Annotated in this window: 14 protein-coding genes, 1 tRNA gene and 1 pseudogene; 13 read left to right on the forward strand and 3 right to left on the reverse strand. The window is 62.5% G+C overall.

All coding sequences use genetic code 11. The annotated features are described in order from the left end of the window. Positions 1 to 286 precede the first annotated feature (286 nt). Complete coding sequence (locus tag AC3ISG_RS11235) at positions 287 to 1,717, reverse strand: mechanosensitive ion channel domain-containing protein (RefSeq protein ID WP_489299284.1); 1,431 nt, start codon at positions 1,715 to 1,717, stop codon at positions 287 to 289. Between the two features lie 223 nt (positions 1,718 to 1,940). Here AC3ISG_RS11235 and AC3ISG_RS11240 point away from each other — a divergent pair, with 223 nt between their 5' ends. The 5 genes and pseudogenes from AC3ISG_RS11240 to AC3ISG_RS11260 all read left to right on the forward strand — a co-directional run bounded on the left by AC3ISG_RS11240 (position 1,941) and on the right by AC3ISG_RS11260 (position 8,586). Further along, positions 1,941 to 2,951, forward strand: a complete 1,011-nt coding sequence (locus AC3ISG_RS11240; RefSeq protein WP_489299285.1) for an MBL fold metallo-hydrolase — start codon at positions 1,941 to 1,943, stop codon at positions 2,949 to 2,951. A gap of 15 nt (positions 2,952 to 2,966) precedes the next feature. Continuing rightward, positions 2,967 to 3,410: pseudogene (locus AC3ISG_RS11245) on the forward strand (molybdopterin cofactor-binding domain-containing protein); the annotation flags it as partial. Positions 3,411 to 3,877: 467 nt separating this feature from the next. Beyond that, positions 3,878 to 5,422: a winged helix-turn-helix domain-containing protein gene (locus AC3ISG_RS11250; RefSeq protein WP_163023086.1), complete on the forward strand. Its 1,545-nt coding sequence runs from the start codon at positions 3,878 to 3,880 to the stop codon at positions 5,420 to 5,422. Positions 5,423 to 5,461: 39 nt separating this feature from the next. Then, a complete protein-coding gene (locus tag AC3ISG_RS11255; RefSeq protein WP_205483191.1) occupies positions 5,462 to 6,079 on the forward strand; it encodes a response regulator transcription factor in 618 nt (205 codons plus the stop codon). Positions 6,080 to 6,300: 221 nt separating this feature from the next. Beyond that, positions 6,301 to 8,586, forward strand: coding sequence for an ATP-binding protein (locus tag AC3ISG_RS11260; RefSeq protein WP_489299286.1), 2,286 nt, complete (start codon positions 6,301 to 6,303; stop codon positions 8,584 to 8,586). A gap of 29 nt (positions 8,587 to 8,615) precedes the next feature. On the opposite strand, the gene AC3ISG_RS11265 is transcribed toward AC3ISG_RS11260, so the two are convergent. Next, on the reverse strand, positions 8,616 to 9,260 hold the full coding sequence (locus AC3ISG_RS11265; RefSeq protein WP_489299287.1) for a phosphohydrolase: 645 nt from the start codon (positions 9,258 to 9,260) through the stop codon (positions 8,616 to 8,618). 225 nt (positions 9,261 to 9,485) lie between these two features. On the opposite strand from AC3ISG_RS11265, the gene AC3ISG_RS11270 reads away from it, so the two are divergent. The 8 genes from AC3ISG_RS11270 (at position 9,486) to AC3ISG_RS11305 (ending at position 17,467) form a co-directional block, all read left to right on the forward strand. Continuing rightward, positions 9,486 to 9,908, forward strand: a complete 423-nt coding sequence (locus AC3ISG_RS11270) for an AraC family transcriptional regulator (protein WP_172612363.1) — start codon at positions 9,486 to 9,488, stop codon at positions 9,906 to 9,908. Positions 9,909 to 10,038: 130 nt separating this feature from the next. Further along, on the forward strand, positions 10,039 to 10,959 hold the full coding sequence (locus tag AC3ISG_RS11275) for a LysR family transcriptional regulator (RefSeq protein WP_122535825.1): 921 nt from the start codon (positions 10,039 to 10,041) through the stop codon (positions 10,957 to 10,959). Positions 10,960 to 12,027: 1,068 nt separating this feature from the next. Next, on the forward strand, positions 12,028 to 12,444 hold the full coding sequence (locus AC3ISG_RS11280; RefSeq protein WP_122536253.1) for a DoxX family protein: 417 nt from the start codon (positions 12,028 to 12,030) through the stop codon (positions 12,442 to 12,444). Continuing rightward, positions 12,437 to 13,066 carry an antibiotic biosynthesis monooxygenase gene (locus tag AC3ISG_RS11285; RefSeq protein WP_489299288.1) on the forward strand — a complete coding sequence of 210 codons (630 nt, stop codon included), beginning with the start codon at positions 12,437 to 12,439 and terminating at the stop codon, positions 13,064 to 13,066. Before AC3ISG_RS11280 ends, AC3ISG_RS11285 begins: the two co-directional genes overlap by 8 nt. Before the next feature lie 145 nt (positions 13,067 to 13,211). Beyond that, positions 13,212 to 15,050 carry an amidohydrolase gene (locus AC3ISG_RS11290; RefSeq protein ID WP_122536313.1) on the forward strand — a complete coding sequence of 613 codons (1,839 nt, stop codon included), beginning with the start codon at positions 13,212 to 13,214 and terminating at the stop codon, positions 15,048 to 15,050. 125 nt (positions 15,051 to 15,175) lie between these two features. Further along, complete coding sequence (gene ycaC / locus AC3ISG_RS11295; protein WP_037010340.1) at positions 15,176 to 15,799, forward strand: isochorismate family cysteine hydrolase YcaC; 624 nt, start codon at positions 15,176 to 15,178, stop codon at positions 15,797 to 15,799. 156 nt (positions 15,800 to 15,955) lie between these two features. Continuing rightward, the gene (locus AC3ISG_RS11300) at positions 15,956 to 16,363 is read left to right on the forward strand and encodes an SRPBCC family protein (protein ID WP_489299289.1); all 408 of its coding nucleotides are present in this window, start codon (positions 15,956 to 15,958) and stop codon (positions 16,361 to 16,363) included. A gap of 417 nt (positions 16,364 to 16,780) precedes the next feature. After that, positions 16,781 to 17,467, forward strand: a complete 687-nt coding sequence (locus AC3ISG_RS11305; RefSeq protein ID WP_489299290.1) for a RibD family protein — start codon at positions 16,781 to 16,783, stop codon at positions 17,465 to 17,467. 105 nt (positions 17,468 to 17,572) lie between these two features. On the opposite strand, the gene AC3ISG_RS11310 is transcribed toward AC3ISG_RS11305, so the two are convergent. Then, positions 17,573 to 17,648: transfer RNA gene (locus AC3ISG_RS11310), tRNA-Asn, on the reverse strand. Between the last annotated feature and the right edge of the window lie 291 nt (positions 17,649 to 17,939).

Genomic DNA, 17,939 nt, shown 5'->3' on the forward strand with positions numbered 1-17,939 from the left:
CCGGTCCTACAAAACCGCCGCGGTCAGTTGTGTGACTGCGATCATGATAGGACCGGCTTTAGCCGGGAAGGCGTCAGAGGCCACACCGCACGATTTAAAGTGCTCACACAGGCCTCTTCCCGGCCAAAGCCGGTCCCACTAGCGCGCTGCGGTTACCCGTAGGACCGGCTTCAGCCGGGAAAGCGCCCGATGCCACACCGCAAGATTTAGGGTGCTTACACTGGACCATTCCCGGCTAAAGCCAGTCCCACAGAAATAGGGCGTCCGCCGTTGCAACCCATCAAGCTCAGCGCTTCTGCAACCATCCCAGAAAATTATTCTTCTTGATCACCGCCGGTTTGCGCATCAGCACATGCTGGGTGCCTTGCTGGCGGACCGCTTGCAGCTTGTTCAACGCCGTGACGATTTCAACGCGCTGTTCCATGGCCTGCCGGGTGGCGGTTTTGTCGATGCGGTAAACGACGCAGGAGGTGAGGGCAGTGAAGCGCGCCTGGGACGGCGTGTCGGCCAGCACGCTCTGTTCGCCCATCACTTCGCCGGGGCCCATGCGCCCGGCTTCCACCATCTCGTTGCCATCTTTGACGCTCGCCGACACCACGCCTGTGGCAATCACCAGCAAGCCGTCGGTGATCTCATCGACTTCGATGATCGTCTGCCCGGCGGTGTATTCCCGCGCGACCATGCTCTGGGCCAGGTGGTCCTTTTCGTCGGCGGTGCTGGTGCGGAACACCTTGACCTCATCCAGCAGCGCGCGGGGACGAGACATCGCTTCAGCGGTAGCTTCCGACTGCCAGGCGATGCCCGCCGCTTCCAGATGCCGATAGGCCAGATCGAACAGCAGATTGCGCACATCGCTCTTGTTGTTCAGGTCGCTGATGAACCCGGTGACCGCGTATTCAATGGTGGTGGGGTTGGTTTCCTTGACCACTGCGCGAGGCTTGGGCGTCTGCAGCAGAGCGCTGCAGCCCTGCAGCGCACGCTCCAGCGCATCAAGCACCCGGCGCGGGCGAATGTGCGGCGACATCATGATGTTGATCGACACGCCATGAATATGGACCGGTCGGCTCAAATTGACGATCTTGGCTCTCGCCGCCACGGAATTGGGAATGACCACCATGGTGCCGACGCCCGTGAGCAAATGCGTGGCGCGCCAGTCGATGTCCATGACTTTGCCTTCCATACCGTCGATGGAGATCGAGTCGTCGACCTGATACGGCTTGGTGGTGTTGAGGATGATCCCGGAGAACACGTCGCTCAGCGTGCTCTGCAGGGCCAGGCCGACGATGATCGCCATCGCCCCGGACGTCGCCAGCAACCCCTTGACCGGGAGCTGCAGCACATAACCCGCCGCTGCCACGATGGCGATCAGGAAAATCACCGCGCCGATGACTTCCTGCAACAGCCGACCGCTGTGTCCCACGCGACTGGTCAGCGCCAGCCCGAGGACCACGGTGAGGGTACGCGCCGCGTAGAGCCACCAGACGATCGCCAGTGCCGTGGCGCCGAATTGCAGGGCGCTGTCGTCAGGCCAGGCCGGCGCTTCCAGCGGGCTCACCCCGGCATTGATGATCACCAGGCTGTAGGCGACGAATGCCGCCAGCCGCGTGGCGATGCGCGCCAACCGGTTGCGGTCGGCCAGCAAGTGCCAGGCCAGCGCGTCGGCGAGCAACAGAAGCAGGCTCCAGGCCAGCGAATAGTGAGGGACGACGGTCGACATGAAAGATATCCGCAGGAAAGGTGCAGGGGCTAACGTGCAGGGCCTGGCTGGCCCGCGCGAATGCGCGCGCTCAATGTAGGCATGACCATGGGCGATGTCTATAACCGATGGGGCCTGGTGATCCTGCAAAAAAACGCGTTGCTTCAAGCACAATGCTTCAAGACCATTACCCACGGACAGCGCAGTATCGGACGCCTCTCTTTCTCCGAATCGAGGCATCTTCATGCGCTCATCCGTTCTCCCGCTCGCCCGTTCCGTTTCTTTGGCGGGCTCCGTCGCTCTCGGAGTCGCCTTGTGCTCTGGTCTGGCGTTCGCTCAAGCGCCCGCCCAGCAGAAAACCCAGGTGCCCGGTTATTTCCGTCCGGCCGTCGGCGACTACGAAGTCACGGCGCTGTTCGACGGCTACAACGACCTGTCGCCCAAGCTGCTCAAGGGCATGAAGCCTGAAGCAATCCGCGCCTTGCTTGCCCGCCGCGACATCGACACGCCGGGCGTGCAGACCGCGTTCAACGCGTTCCTGATCAACACCGGCGAGCACCTGATCCTCGTCGACACCGGCGCCGGCCAATGCATCGGCGAGACGGCAGGCATGCTTTCACAGAACATCAAGGCCGCCGGGTATCAGCCGGATCAGGTCGACACCATTCTGCTGACCCACATGCACCTGGATCACGTCTGCGGCCTGGTCGACGCCGAAAAGAAACCGGTGTTCGCCAATGCCACGGTGTACGCCGCCAAACCCGAAGCCGATTACTGGCTGGACCCCACCGCCATCGGCCGGGTGCCGGAGCAGGCCAAGGCCTACTTCAGGATCGCCCAGGACTCCACCGCACCCTACGTCGCCGCAGGCCGGTTCAAGACCTTCGCCCCGGGCCAGTCGCCGGTGCCGGAAGTCAGCACGGCGCTGGAGGCGGGGCACACGCCGGGCAGCACGACGTACCAATTCAGCTCCAGGGGCCAGACCATTCTCTTCATCGGCGACCTGATCCACAGCCTGGCCGTGCAGTTCGATCACCCGGCAGTGAGCATCGCTTTCGACGAGAACAGCCAGAAGGCCATCGCCAGCCGTGATCAAGTATTCACCGAGGCGGCCAGCAAGAAGATCTGGGTGGCCGCCGCGCACCTGCCATTCCCCGGCACCGGTCACATCGTCGCCATCGACAAGCACTTCCAGTGGGTGCCGGTCGAGTACGGCCCGTATCAGCGCGCGGCCCATGTGCCGTTGCTGGAATAGTCTGAGTTCGCCGGTGCCTTCGCCCGCTACAAAAACATCATGGGCTATTGCGCGATCGCGGTGCAGGTGCATGTCCAGCGTCAGACCGGCGAGGTGGTCATCGATCGGGTTGTCACGGCGGTGGATGTCGGTCAGGTGGTCAGCCCGGACGGGCTGCGCAATCAGGTCGAGGGCGGGATCGTCCAGTCGGCCAGCTGGACGCTGTACGAGCAGGTCGATTATGACCCTGCCGGCGTGCGCAGCTATGACTGGAGCGGCTACCCGATTCTGCGCTTCCCGGCCTTGCCCCGGCAGGTCGAGGTGCACGTGCTGGACCAGCCCGGCCAGGCGTTTCTTGGCGCCGCCGAGATTGTGCAGGGTCCTATGGCCGCCGCGCTGGGTAATGCCCTGTCAAATGCCACGGGCAAACGGCTGCTGTCCCTGCCATTGGCGCGCAGCGGCTGGCACCGCGCGCTGTAAAGGCATTGAGGCAATAAAAACGCCCCGGTCTAAAAAGCCGGGGCGTTTTTTATGGGCGTTCTTGTCGAGGGCAGGTATCAGGCGTCACGGCTGACCGCCGCCAGCCTTCGAGCGGTGCGTGCGCGGCAAGAAGATGCGTTGAACGCAAAAGCCTTTTGCGTCCAGCGCAAAGCTGCAGTCATGTTTATGCCGAATCCGCAGCCTATACTTCGGGCGCCACAAGGGCGGCGATCCTCCGGGCAGCGCTCAAGGCCGCGGTCTTGAGCCCTTGCAGCTCAAAGCATGCCGCTTGTGGTTAACCCGTGGGGTCACTATCCCTACAGCTAATATCGGCGATTGTTTTTAACTGGTTAGATGAGCGCTTGTTAAAAATGGATAGCTGCGCTGAACGTCTCCGGGATTCAACCTCGCCCGGACGATGGTCAGCGAATCAGGGCCTGCGACCCCACTTCCAAGGACTGCATGAAATGATAAGTCTCGGTCAGACGATGATTTCCCGCGAGCACAGAGACGTGTTCAAGGACGGCGTCGCCATGCGCATTGGCACCCGCGCTTTCGACATACTCGACATCTTGCTGCGTCATCAGGGTCAATTGGTCAGCAAGGAACTGATCCTCCAGAGTGTCTGGCCGGACACCGTGGTTGAAGAGAACAATCTGCAAGTGCATATCTCCGCGCTGCGCAAAGCGTTGGGCAACGACCGTGAGCGGATCCGCACTGTGCCTGGCCGTGGCTATGTGCTGCTGGGCGGGGAAAGCGTCGATGCCCATAACCATTCCCATAACCATGCTCGCACGCCGTCCATGCTGCACGGCATCAGTTGCCATCACCGCCTGCCGGCCCGCATCGCTTTGCTCGGGCGCCAGGCGTTGCTGGATGAAGTGAACAACGCTCTGGCCGAGGGCTGCGCGCTGGTCACGCTGATCGGCCCGGGCGGCGTGGGCAAAACCGCCCTGGCGGCCGAATTGGGCCAGACGCTGCTGGATGCCGGCACAACCCCCGTGTACTTCGTGCCGCTGGCGCAACTGCAATGCGCCGAGCTCCTGCTGGAAGCGTTTGCCAGCGCGGTCGGCGTGGACTGCAGCGGTGGTGATCCGGACCTGCAAGGGCTGATCCGCTGTCTGCAGCAGCAGCCGGGGCTGATCATTCTGGACAACTGCGAGCATCTGGTCGAAAGCGTTGCCAGTCTGCTGGAGGTGATTCTGCGCGGAGCACCGTCGGTGCGCGCGGTTGCCACCAGCCGTGAGCCGTTGCGCATCGCCGGCGAGCGCAGCCTGCAAGTGCCGCCCCTGGACATCCCGGAGCTCAATGCCTCCCGAGACACCATTCTGCGCAGTGCGTCGGCGCAGTTGTTTCTGCGTCAGTGGCGTGCGCTGGACAGCCATCTGGCGGCTGACGGCAACGCCGAGCTGGATGATTACAGCGTCGATCTGGTGGGCGAAATCTGCCGCCGGCTCGACGGTATGCCCCTGGCACTGGAAATGGCCGCCGCCCGGGCTTGTGCCTTGGGGCTTTATCAACTGGTGGCGAGCCTGGACGGCAGCCTGCACATGCTCTCGGCGTCGCTGCGCACCGCGCCGCCACGTCAGCAAACGCTGCAGGCGTCGCTGGCCTGGAGCCTGCGTTTGCTCGGTCGCGAAGAGCGCACCGTGCTGCGGCGGCTGGCCGAGCTGGACGGTCGCTTTACGCTGGAACGTGCCTGCGATGCCTTGCAGCGAACCCGTTTGCCGCGGGCCTGCATCATGGATTGCATCGTGCGTCTGGCCACCAAGTCACTGCTGATGGTCAGTGCCCAGGGGCCCTTCCGTTTCTATCGAATGCTCGGTACAACCCGCGCCTGCCTGCTGATCGCAAGCGCCCACGACACCGCCTCGACCGAGACCCACGCGCCGCGTGCGCAGGATTACGACGCACCTTCGGCCCTGGCGACGCTGCAAAGCATCAGGGCTGTGCCGGCCGGGCCCGACGGGTATCATGCGCGGCATCAAAGAGCATTGGCCATTGGCCGTTAACAGGTCCATTGCTGCGACGAAATCCTTTATGAGCCTGTCATGAACGTGAACCCCAAGGTCTATGTGGTGGACGACGACGCTGCCATCCGCACGTCCTTACAGCGGCTGTTGCATTCGGCAGACATTGCCTGCGAAGTGTTCGACAGCGCCCAGGCGTTTCTCGACCGCCCTCTGAGCCAGGGTCCCATTTGCCTGCTGCTGGACGTCAATCTGGCCCAAGGCACCGGCTTCGATTTGCAACAGACCTTGCTGGATCGCGGCCAGACCTTCCCGATCATTTTCATGACCGGTTACGGCACCATCGCTATGTCCGTGCGTGCTATCAAGGCCGGCGCCCGGGAGTTCCTGACCAAACCCTTCGAACCGGAGCAGCTGCTGGATCTGGTGCGTGAAGCGCTGACCAGTGACGCGGCAAACATGGACGAGCGCTGCCTGACCGCCTGCGTGAAAGCGCGTTTCGACAGCCTCACGCCGAGGGAACGACAAGTCATGGCGCTGCTGATCACCGGCAAGATGAATAAACAGATTGCCGGTGAATTGGGCACCAGCGAAGTGACCGCAAAGGTGCATAAAAAGCACGTCCTGACGAAGATGGATGCCCGTAACGTCATTGAGCTGGTGAAGATGAGTGACCGGCTGGGTTGCCTGGCGAAATGACCGTTGAGATCGGCGATGCTTTCAGGAGAGGTGTTGCGAACACTATCCCTGTGGGAGTGAGCTTGCTCACGAAGAGGCCAGTACATCCGCCAAATCCTCATCAGTCTGAATGCCGCCTTCGCGAGCAAGCTCGCTCCCACAGGTCGTGCCAACGGGACGGGCTTTAGCCGGGAATGGCCGGGACGGTGCCAGCAACAGAATTCCAATAATAAAGGGGTTTCATGAGCAGCGTTTTTCACGGGCCATACACGGCTATCTCCAGCGCCGGGGCATTCGGGCCCCTGTGGCTGGATCGGCTCGTCTGGCAGTTGCTGTTTGTCGATGGAGAAGTCGCCCATTACCGGGTCACGCTGACGCAGGAGGATCGCCACTGGCGCATCGTTCGTCCTGCTCCCGACGCCTCGATCGCTGCAATCCGCCGTCTTGAACACGAATTTTCACTGGCGCCCCGGCTGATGCCGCAATGGGCCGTGCAGCCGGTGGCACTGCTGTCGGGGCCGGAAGGCACGCTGATGGTGCTGGAGGATGCCAGCGGCGTGGCGCTTCATGATCAGCCCCAGGCGCCGCTGTCCATCGAAGGCTTTTTGCAGCGGGCCATCGCTGCCGCTGCCGCCGTATCAGGCGCTCACGAAGCAGGCCTGCTGCACCGCGATATCAAACCGTGCAACCTGATCCAGGACGCAGACGGTGTGGTCCGGCTCAGCGGTTTCGGCCTGAGCGTCGATGTGCAGTTGGCGTCGCCGCTGCTGGCAGTCGACGCCATTTGTGGCTCCCTCGGCTACATGGCGCCCGAACAGTCGCGTCGGATTGAGCGTCAGGCTGACCAGCGCAGCGACCTCTATGCGCTGGGCATGACCTTTTATGAATGGCTGGCCGGGCGATTGCCCTTTGAGGCCACCGATGCGGTGGAATGGGTGTATTGCCACGTTGCGCGAATACCGCCGCCGCTGAGCCAGCACCGCGGCGACATCCCTGAGCCGTTGGCCGGTCTGGTGCATCGTTTGATCGCTAAAAACCCGGATGACCGTTATCAATGCGCGGCGGCCCTGCACCGGGATTTGAACGAAATGCTGCGTCAGTGGCAGGAACTGCGGGACATTCCGGATCTTCAGCCTGACCCGTCCAATGGCCAACATGACGCGTCTATCCGCACGCCTTCCCACGATCCGACCCTTGCGTTGCGTAATCTGGAGGCGTGGTCGGCACGTACATCGATCAACCTGAGCGGACGTGATGCGCTGGACCTGTCCTCCGTCATGAAATCCGCCCACGCGCTGCGCGACGAGAGTGAGCAGGACCGGCTGATCGAAACGCTGTTGCGCAACACCATCGTTCATGCCGGTGCGCAACGGGCCTTGCTGCTGTTGGTAAAGGACGAGGCGCCGGTGATTCGCGCAATCGGCCAGAGCGGCGCCGACGGCTTGCACATCGAGTTAGCGGACAGCGCTCCAGACAACCGGCATCTGCCGCTGTCGATCCTGTACCGGGTGATGCGCACACGCCAGCGCCTGGTGCTGGACGATGTCTGCGGCGATGCCTACTTCGGCGCCGATGAATACGTGCGCCAGCATGGGGTGCGCTCGGCCTTGTGCGTGCCGCTGGTTAAGCAGAGCAGGGTGCTCGGCGTGTTGTACCTGGAAAACAACCTCGCGCCCGGCGTCTTCACCCTCTGTCGCACCGAAGTGCTGGAACTGCTCGCCAGCCAGGCGGCGATTTCCCTGGAAACCGCGCGCCTGCATCAGGAACTGGAGCAGGAAAACGCGCGGCGTCGGGATGTCGAGATCGCCCTGCGCGGTGCTCGGGCCCGGCTGGCCAGCATCGCCCAGGCCACGGTGATGGGTGAGCTGGCAGCGTCCATTGCCCACGAAATCAACCAGCCGCTGGCGTCGATGGTGTCCAATGCCGCCGCCAGCATCCGCTGGCTCAATCGCGAAAACCCGCAGGTGGACGAAGCCTTGTCCGGGCTGCGCGACATCGTTGCCCAGGGCCGGCGCGCCGGGGAGATCGTCAACGCGCTGCAGAGCCTGGCGCGGCAGGGGCCCCACCACCGGCGACAGCTGCTGATCAATGACGTGATTCGCCATGTGGTGGCGCTGACCGGTGTCGAAGTCGAACAGCAGCGGGTTTTGATGACCACTCATCTGACCTGTTCACCGTTGCGGGTGTGCGCCTCCAGCGTGCAACTGCAGCAAGTGGTGCTGAACCTGATCCTCAACGCGCTGGACGCCATGAGCGCAGGCGATCACGTGCTGCGGCGGCTGTCTATCACCAGCGAAGTGGTGGGCCGCGATTACGTGGTTGTCAGCGTTGAAGACAGCGGCCGCGGCATCGAGCCGGTGGACCTGCATCAGCTGTTCAATGCGTTTTTCACCACCAAGGACAAAGGCATGGGCATGGGACTAGCGATCTGTCAGTCGATCATCACGGCCCACGGTGGCCACCTCTACGCCATGCCGGCCCGCTTCGGCGGTGCGACCTTCGTGTTCACCTTGCCCGTCGTCGAGTAGCGCCGACGGCTCATCGAAGTCCGGGCTGTTCAGTACGGCCATGTCGAAGCGAGCAGTCGTTCGCAAAAGCCGCCAGCGTGCATACGATGGGCGTGAAACGACAGCACGTCGGCGTTTGTCGTGCCCAGCGTGGAGTGCGGGCGATGCAGCTGCCCCATCGCCATGACATGCAGAAACTTGAATTTGAAACCGGGTTCCCGGGGGTAAGCGGCCAACACCCGCGCCTGAGCGGCGGGGCTGAAGCACTGGGAATGCGCGCCGGTCAAATCGGTTTCGACCGCAGCGCAGAGCAGGGCGGTCAACGGAGGTTTGTGCTGCGGGATGCCCGGCGTGGTGTGCAGCGCGATGGCGTCCCACACCTGGGCGATGTCGTCCCACGACCGGCCATGCCCGCGCAGGAACTGGGCGGCGGCGTTGGCGCTGTCGACTTCAAACCGCAGTTGCGACCGGGCGTACAGCCGGGTGATGCCGATGCGCAGAAACAGTGCGGCGGTGTACAAGAGGTCGGTATCTAAACGCAGGCCGCGACTGTGCCCCAGCAGGCTGGCGAAGACGAACGTGCGGCAGGCCGCGTTCAGCAGCAAGTCGGACTGGTGATCACGCATCAGGTCGGTTGCCGCTTGGGCCATCGCACCGTCGGGAATCAAAATTCCGGCCACGTATCGGGTGGTCACATGCAGTCCCTCGCAGCGAACCGAATCTTTGGAGCTGGCACGGTATCGCGCTGGCCAATGGCCGTCCTTGGTGCTGCCTTAAACGTTCTGAAAGCGGCTTGCGCGCACCGCGACGAGGCATGTCGTCGTACGACTTTTCAGAACGATTAATACCGGGAGAAGGACTTTAAGAACGCTGCTGTAGAGACTTCGCTCACCGCCAACGGTGAAGCTGGAGCGCCTGACATGACTGCATTCAACCCCTTGCTGAACCCCGAATCCGTTCTCGAACGCGTCGCGCTGTCGCCGTGGCAGGAGCGTCGGGCCAAGGACTTGATGTCCAGCCAGATGGACAAAGGGCTGTCCATCGCCCGCATCGCTGCCGAATGTTCGCTGTCGCGCAGTCACTTCTCCCGCGCGTTCAAGAAGAACACCGGGCTTTCCCCTCGCGACTGGTTCTTGCAGATGCGCCTGGACAAGGCCCGGGCGTTGCTTGGCGAGTCAGTGCTGACCATCTCGCAGATCAGCCTGGATTGCGGTTTCGCCGACCAGTCGCATTTCACCCGGGTGTTCAGTCGCGTAGTGGGGCTGACCCCGTGCAGCTGGCGCCGGACCATGGCCCTCTTGCCAGCCAAGGGGCGTTTGGCCCAGCGCGCGCACGCCTGTTGAGGGCCGCTGTCCCGAGCCATCGTCGGGCGCGACAGCACCGATGTTCAAGACACGGCCTCGGCAGCTGTGTATACCTGCGCCGGTCTGGCATAGTCAGGCCTCCCGATAATGCCCACTCCGGAATCGCTGAATGAACCGCAACGACCTGCGCCGCGTCGACATGAACCTGCTGGTGATCTTCGAAGCGTTGATGTTCGAGCGCAACCTCACGCGGGTAGCGGAGAAGCTGTTCATGGGCCAGCCGGCGATCAGTGCGGCACTGGCCAGATTGCGCGACCTGTTCGACGACCCCTTGCTGCTGCGCAACGGTCGCGCCATGGAGCCCACCGCCCGGGCCCTGGCGATCCTCAAGGAACTGCAACCGGCGCTGGACACCATCTCCGGGGCGGTGAGTCGGGCGAAGGAATTCGACCCGGCGACCAGCTGCGACATCTTCCGCATTGGCTTGTCGGACGACGCCGAGTTTGGCCTGTTCCCGCCGTTGCTCAACCGTCTGCGTGAAGAAGCGCCGGGCATCATTGTGGTGGTGCGCCGGGCGAACTTCCTGCTGATGCCGGCGTTGCTGGCGTCGGGGGAGATTTCCGTGGGCATCAGCTACACCACTGAACTGCCGGCCAACGCCAAGCGCAAGAAGCTGCGCGACATCGGCGTCAAGGTATTGCGCGGCGACAAACGCCCGGAGCCGTTGACGCTGGACGAATTCTGCCAGCGGCCGCACACCATGGTGTCGTTCTCGGGTGACCTGAGCGGCAACATCGATATCGATCTGGCGAAAGTCGGGCGGGCGAGGAGGGTGGTGGTGGCGGTGCCGCAGTTCAGCGGATTGCGTGCGCTGCTGGCGGGCACCGAGCTGATCGCGACGGTCCCGGACTACGCTGCCTGTGCCCTGATTGAGGGGTGCGCATTGCGAGCAGAGGATCCGCCCTTTCCGATCGAGCCTGCCGAGTTGTCGATGGTGTGGGCGGGCGTGCACGATAACGATCCGGCGGAGCGGTGGCTGCGCTCGCGGATTACTGAGTTCATGTCGCAGGAGACGCGGCCTTTGCCGTGAGGCCCGATCTTTAAGATCAAGATATTTAAAATCAAGAGCGTCTGCCTGGGGGCAGACTGTTTCGCCTTCGGCGAGTTACTTGGAAAAGCACCCCAAGTAACCAAGGGTGCCTGCTCCTGGCTTGGCCCTCCTGCGTCGGGTTCCTTCACTCCGGTCTTGCTCCGTGGGCCCGCGCCGAACGGACATCCATGTCCTGACGGCGCTCTCGCCGCATCCCTGCGGCTCGGCCCACTGCGCAAGACCTGCGTTTAGCCTGCACCCAAGTCGCGATTGGCGGTGACTGGAACATCTGTGTATGAAGATCAAAAGCAGATCAGAAGCAGATCAAGAGCTTCCCGGCTGAAGCCGGTCCTACAGTCGAGGCGATTCTAGAGGGTCTACACAGTGCTTTTAGTGGGACCGGCTTTAGCCGGGAAGAGGCCAGCTCAGGCGCCGACATTTTCGCTGATTTTGATCGTTCCCACGCTCCGCGTGGTAACGCCTCCTCGGACGCTCCGCGTCCTGCAAAAGACGCGCACCAAGCCGGGGGCGTGACGCGGAGCGTCACAGGATGCATTCCCACGCGGAGCGTGGGAACGATCATCATCAAAGATCGTTAAGACAACGCGCACTCAGTGGGACCGGCTTCAGCCGGGAAGCTCTTGATCTTGCTCTGCTGTTGATCTTGATCTTCATACACAGCTAGCCCAGACGACGCCAATCGCGACTTGGGTGCAGGCCGAACGCAGACGACGCGGAGTGGGCCGAGCCGCATGGATGCGGCGAGAGCGCCGTCAGGACATGGATGTCCGTTCGGCGCGGGCCCACGGAGCGTCGTCGGAGTGAGGGAATTCCGACGCAGGAGGAACCTAGCCAGGAGCAAGCACCCTTGGTTACTTGGGGTGCTTTTCCAAGTAACTCGCCGAAGGCGAAACCGAGGCTGTTAGGCCGACGCTGTTGATCTTAAAAAGCGTGACCCTCAAAAGCACGTCTGTTCAATACCCACTCCCTTCGCCCCGCCACACTGAATTCATCGGCCACGTACTCCGGCACCTCGGCAAACGTGGCCCACGCAATGAATGGTGTGTGATGACCTACCCAACCCACAACGACCGCGCACAAGACCTCGGGCTGCTATTCCTCAGATCCGCCGGCGCACTGTTCCTGCTGTTCGTCCACGGCCTGCCCAAACTGCTCGACTTCAACACCCAGCTGACCCTCATCGAAGACCCGTTTCACCTCGGCGCCACCCTCACCCTGAGCATGGCCATCTTCGCCGAAGTCCTCTGCCCCCTGCTGATTCTGACCGGCGTACTGGCGCGACTGGCATGCCTGCCTATTCTCATCCTGCTGCTGGTCGCGCTCATCGTGGTACACAGCGAGTGGAGCGTCGAACAGGGCCAGTTCGGCTGGCTATTACTGATTATCTTCACCAGTGTGCTGATCGCCGGACCCGGTCGTCTGGCGCTCAACCATGGTTTGCCCGGAGCGCTTCGCTATGCCTGATTACGCCACGACCGCCGACACCGTCCCGACCTCGAAACTGTCCGCCGACGAGATCGTCACCCTGGTGGTCAAGCACCGGATCAAGGCCGGGCTGGAAGCCCAATACGAAGCCTGGCTGCGGCGCATCATCGCCATGGCGGCAAGTTACCCCGGGCATCTGGGCGTCGACGTCATACGCGGCAAGGCCGACGGCCTGCACATGTTCACCTGCGTCCTGCGCTTCTGCTCGACCGACGCCATGCACAGCTGGCTCGACTCGTCCCATCGCCGCGAACTGGTGGCCGAAGCGTCGCCCATGCTGGCCGACGGCGATCTCACCGAGGTCAACCCGCACAATGAATTCTGGTTCGTCCCCGCCGCTGAAAGCCCGCCGCCACGCTGGAAACAGGCCTGCGTGACCTTTCTGGTCATCTGCCCGCTGACCCTGCTGGTCCCGCTGGTCTGGGGACCGGTGTTCCGCCTGTACCCGCTGTTGGCCCATTACATCATCAGCACCGCACTGGTCACCGTGACCATCGTGCTGCTGGTGGTCTACGTGCTGATGCCCCGCGCGACGCGGCTGTTTGCACCCTGGCTGAATGCCCGGCCCGCGCCGGTGGCCGGAGCCGATCATGAAGGATGACGACGCCGATCAACCGTCTTCCAGCGACCGTCGCCGTTTCGTCGCCAAGGGCTCGCTGCTCGGCGCGGCCGCCGCACTGTTTTCTTCCATGCCTGCCACCGGCCTTGCTGTCGGGGCATCTAAAACGTCTGCCAACGGAGGCGCGATGAACGTCGATCTGATTCTCTTCAACGGTAATTTCCACACGGTTGACCAGGAAAAACCCAAGGCCAGCGCCGTGGCCATCAGCGGCGGGAAATTCGTCGCCGTGGGCAGCGACGCGGAGATCATGGCCCAGCGCGGCGCGGCCACGCAGGTCATCGACATGCACAAGCGCACGGTGATCCCGGGCCTCAATGACTCGCACTTGCACCTGATCCGTGGCGGGCTCAATTACAACCTCGAACTTCGCTGGGAAGGCGTGCCGTCGCTCGCTGACGCGCTGCGCATGCTCAAGGCCCAGGCCGATCGCACACCGACGCCGCAATGGGTGCGCGTGGTCGGTGGCTGGAACGAATTCCAGTTTGCCGAAAAACGCATGCCAACCCTCGAAGAACTCAACCAGGCCGCGCCCGACACCCCGGTGTTCGTCCTCCACCTGTACGACCGCGCGCTGCTCAACCGTGCCGCGCTGCGTGTGGCCGGCTATACCCGCGACACGCCGAACCCGCCGGGTGGCGAGATTGTCCGCGACAGCAACGGCGACCCGACCGGCATGCTGGTGGCCAAGCCCAACGCGATGATTCTCTACTCGACCCTGGCCAAGGGGCCGAAGCTGCCGCTGGAGTATCAGGTCAACTCTACGCGCCAGTTCATGCGCGAGCTGAACCGCCTGGGCCTGACCAGCGCCATTGATGCCGGCGGCGGCTACCAGAACTACCCGGACGATTACGCCGTGATCACCCAACTGGCCGAGGCCAAACAGCTGACCGTGCGCATCGCCTACAACCTGTTCACCCAGAAGCCCAAGGAAGAGCTGGAAGACTTCAAGCACTGGACCAACACCGTCACGCTGCATCAGGGCGACGACTTCCTGCGTCACAACGGCGCCGGCGAGATGCTGACCTTCTCGGCCGCGGATTTCGAAGACTTCCTCGAGCCGCGCCCCGATTTACCGGCGGGCATGGAGCAGGACCTCGAGCCGGTGGTGCGTCACCTGGTCGAGCACCGCTGGCCGTTCCGCCTGCACGCCACCTATGACGAATCGATCTCGCGCATGCTCGACGTGTTCGAGAAGGTCAATCGCGACATTCCGTTCAACGGCATCCCGTGGTTCTTCGACCACTGCGAAACCATCACGCCGAAGAACATCGAGCGGGTCAAGGCGTTGGGTGGCGGCATCGCGATTCAGGACCGCATGGCCTTCCAGGGCGAGTATTTCGTCGAGCGCTACGGCGCCAAGGCGGGCGAGCACACGCCGCCGATCAAACGCATGCTGGCCGAAGGCGTGCCGGTGGGCGCCGGCACCGATGCCACCCGCGTGTCGAGCTACAACCCGTGGACTTCGCTGTACTGGATGGTCAGCGGTCGCACCGTCGGCGGCCTGGAGCTGTACCCGGAAGGCTTGTCCCGGGAAACCGCGCTGGAACTGTTCACCCGTGGCAGCGCCTGGTTTTCGTCCGAGCAGGGCAAGAAGGGCCAGATCAAGGTCGGCCAGCTGGCGGACGTGGTGGCGTTGTCCCAGGACTTCTTCAGCGTGCCGGAAGAGTCGATCAAGTGGATCGAATCGGTGCTGACCATCGTTGACGGCAAAGTGGTGTACGGCGCTGGCGAATTCGACGATCTGGCACCGCCGAGCGTGCCGGTGCTGCCGGACTGGTCGCCGGTTTCCAAGGTTCCGGGCCACTGGCGCCCGGGCGCACCGATGGCCGCGGCGGTTCACCAGTGCAGCGGCCCCTGCGGCGTGCATGCCCACAGCCACGATAAAGCGCGCCAGTCGAAAGTACCGGTCAGCGACTTCCAGGGTTTCTGGGGTGCGTTTGGCTGCTCGTGCTTCGCCTTCTGATTGGCGCCTGAAGAGAGCATTGAAAAGAGCATGAAAGGCCTCGTCGGCACTGACCGACGGGGCGCACCGTCAGCGTGATGCGCTGGCTCCCGTACTCATCCGTCACCCACTCAATGGAGTCAATCATGACCGTTCCCTACAAGCGCTTGAACAAAGATGATGCCGTGGTTCTGCTGGTCGATCACCAGACCGGCCTGATCTCGCTGGTGCAGGATTTCACGCCGAACGAGTTCAAGAACAACGTGCTGGCCCTGGCCGACTGCGCCAAGTTCTTCAACCTGCCGACCATCCTCACCACCAGCTTCGAAACCGGCCCGAACGGCCCGCTGGTGCCCGAACTCAAGGCGATGTTCCCGGACGCGCCGTACATTGCCCGTCCTGGCCAGATCAACGCCTGGGACAACGAAGATTTCGTCAAGGCGATCAAGGCCACCGGCCGCAAGCAGATCATCATCGCCGGCGTCGTGACTGACGTCTGCGTGGCGTTCCCGACCCTGTGCGCGCTGGAAGAAGGTTTCGACGTGTTCGTGGTCACCGATGCGTCGGGCACCTTCAATGACGTGGTGCAAAAAGCCGCGTGGGCGCGCATGACCGCAGCCGGCGCACAGTTGATGAACTGGTTCTCGGTGGCCTGCGAGCTGCAGGGCGACTGGCGCAACGACATGGAAGGCCTGGCAAATCTGTTGTCCCAGCGCATTCCGAACTACCGCAACCTGATGAACAGCTATTCGGCCTTCACCGCCAAGTAACACCGCAGCGCCGCGTTTTTGCGGCGCACACCCTCCCGAATCAGCGATAACCGTGACAAGATTGCTCGCGGTTAACGCTTATCAAAGAGGGCGCGGCCCCGCCACGCCATTCAGCGTTGGCGGATTGGCCGCTGCCCCACGTCTGGAGAAAACATCATGGCTCAAGCATCTGCATCCGTTCGCATCCCGGTCTCGGCCGACAAGGTCTGGGCGCTGACCGGAGGCTTCCTGTCGCTGAACGATTGGCTGCCCTTCATCAAGACAAGCGAGTCGCAGGAAGGCGGGCGCGTGCGTCATCTGATCACCGACGACGGCGCTGAAATCACCGAGCGTCTGCAGACTTACGACAACAAGGCGCGCACCTACAGCTACTCCATCGACAAGGGGCCGTTTCCGATCAGTTCGTATCTGGCAACGCTGACAGTCAAAGAAGATGGCGCCAATGGGGCGTTGGTGGATTGGTCAGGGGTTTTCACCGCCGACGGTGTTTCCGATACGGAAATCGAGGCGTTGTTCAAGGGCATTTACGAGGGTGGTCTTGAGGCGCTGAAGGCCAATTTCTAAGTCGTTGAAAATGTAGGCCGCCGATCATCGCGGGACCGCCAGGCCATTGCGGCCTGGCATTTCGGTGCCGTGCTTGAATCGTAGTTGCGTCAGGCGTTTAAGGCCTTAGATATGCTCCGACACTGTCGCTGCATTGATCAGGTCGTACAGGGCAAATGCGCGGTTGACCAGGAAAACGGTCACGGCGGTAAGGGCAACGGCGTTGATGATGTGCAGGGTCATGGTGGTGAGTCCGTGTCGGGTCTGGAATGACGCGATGGTACGCGAGCCCTGTCGAAGCTGAAGACAATAGGCTTCATGGTCTACATCACCGGCAATGATGGAGCAGGGTGCTGGAAGGGCAAAACCGGGTGACGGGGTGAACTATTGCTGCGGGATCCGGGTCGGCTCTACACACTTATCAGCCTGGAGCCTGCCATGCAGCCTTATGTCATTTGCCACATGATGTCCTCCCTCGACGGCCACGCCCTCACCGACGGCTGGGATCGCGCGTTCAAGAAGGACGCCGGTGATTTGTACGAAAAGCTCGCCCAGACGTTTGAGTTTGACGCCTGGATCTGCGGGCGCGTAACCATGCAGGAAATCGCCCACGACGAAGGCTATCCCAAAGGCCTCGCCACAGGGCCGATCGAGCGAAGCCATTACTTCGCCGACCGCAACGCCAAGGCCTACGCCGTGTCCATCGACCCTCAGGGCAAGGTCGGCTGGAAGAAGAATCAGGCGCTGGATTCCCACGTGGTCGAAGTGCTGACCGAAGGCGTGTCGGATGACTATCTGGCGTACCTGCAGTCCATTCAGGTGTCTTATATTTTCGCGGGGAAGACCGAGATCGACCTGCAGCAGGTGGTGCAGATCCTGTCGAGCGAGCTGGGCTGCAAGCGCTTGATCGTCGAGGGTGGCCCTCACGTCAGTGGCTCGTTCGTCAACGCGGGGCTGGTCGATGAAGTCAGTGTGCTGATCCTGCCGCTGATCGACGGGCGGGGCGAGCACCCGGCGTCGTTCGAGGTGTCAGCCGAAGCGTGGAAACAGCCGGCGCAGTTGAAACTGACGTCCGCGGAGGTCCAGGACGGCGGCGCGGTCTGGCTGCGCTACACCAAGGCTTGACCCGGGTGCGGAGCGGGGCTGATGCAGTCCCGCTTCATCCAGAGAACAAAACCGTCGGAAACGAAAAAGGCCAGCTAAGCGCTGGCCTTTTCGTTTACTTCTGTCTGGCTCCACGACCTGGACTCGAACCAGGGACCCAGTGATTAACAGTCACTTGCTCTACCAACTGAGCTATCGCGGAATGCGCGCTATCTTACTGATTGGAAAAGGGAAGTCAAGCGAGCGTGTTAAAAAAGTTATCGGATAGGCTCGCCTATCAGATGCATAGCGTTATCGATCTTCCGGCCAGCGAGTCACGTGTGGGAGATTCTATGGTTGTCATCAAGCCAAATCCCCCTTTTGATCGTTCCCACGCTCCGCGTGGTAACGCCGCCTCGGACGCTCCGCGTCCCGCAGACGACGCGCATTCAGGCCGGGGGAGGTGACGCGGAGCGTCACGGGATGCATTCCCACGCAGAGCGGGGGAACGATC

The organism is Pseudomonas sp. GL_135, from assembly GCF_057834665.1.

Excerpts from the sequence above, each read along its gene's own strand:
- AC3ISG_RS11235 (WP_489299284.1), bottom strand. The coding sequence starts at position 1,717 with ATGTCGACCGTCGTCCCTCACTATTCGCTGGCCTGGAGCCTGCTTCTG.
- AC3ISG_RS11240 (WP_489299285.1), top strand. The coding sequence starts at position 1,941 with ATGCGCTCATCCGTTCTCCCGCTCGCCCGTTCCGTTTCTTTGGCGGGC.
- AC3ISG_RS11250 (WP_163023086.1), top strand. The coding sequence starts at position 3,878 with ATGATAAGTCTCGGTCAGACGATGATTTCCCGCGAGCACAGAGACGTG.
- AC3ISG_RS11255 (WP_205483191.1), top strand. The coding sequence starts at position 5,462 with ATGAACGTGAACCCCAAGGTCTATGTGGTGGACGACGACGCTGCCATC.
- AC3ISG_RS11260 (WP_489299286.1), top strand. The coding sequence starts at position 6,301 with ATGAGCAGCGTTTTTCACGGGCCATACACGGCTATCTCCAGCGCCGGG.
- AC3ISG_RS11270 (WP_172612363.1), top strand. The coding sequence starts at position 9,486 with ATGACTGCATTCAACCCCTTGCTGAACCCCGAATCCGTTCTCGAACGC.
- AC3ISG_RS11275 (WP_122535825.1), top strand. The coding sequence starts at position 10,039 with ATGAACCGCAACGACCTGCGCCGCGTCGACATGAACCTGCTGGTGATC.
- AC3ISG_RS11280 (WP_122536253.1), top strand. The coding sequence starts at position 12,028 with ATGACCTACCCAACCCACAACGACCGCGCACAAGACCTCGGGCTGCTA.
- AC3ISG_RS11285 (WP_489299288.1), top strand. The coding sequence starts at position 12,437 with ATGCCTGATTACGCCACGACCGCCGACACCGTCCCGACCTCGAAACTG.
- AC3ISG_RS11290 (WP_122536313.1), top strand. The coding sequence starts at position 13,212 with ATGAACGTCGATCTGATTCTCTTCAACGGTAATTTCCACACGGTTGAC.
- ycaC (WP_037010340.1), top strand. The coding sequence starts at position 15,176 with ATGACCGTTCCCTACAAGCGCTTGAACAAAGATGATGCCGTGGTTCTG.
- AC3ISG_RS11300 (WP_489299289.1), top strand. The coding sequence starts at position 15,956 with ATGGCTCAAGCATCTGCATCCGTTCGCATCCCGGTCTCGGCCGACAAG.
- AC3ISG_RS11305 (WP_489299290.1), top strand. The coding sequence starts at position 16,781 with ATGCAGCCTTATGTCATTTGCCACATGATGTCCTCCCTCGACGGCCAC.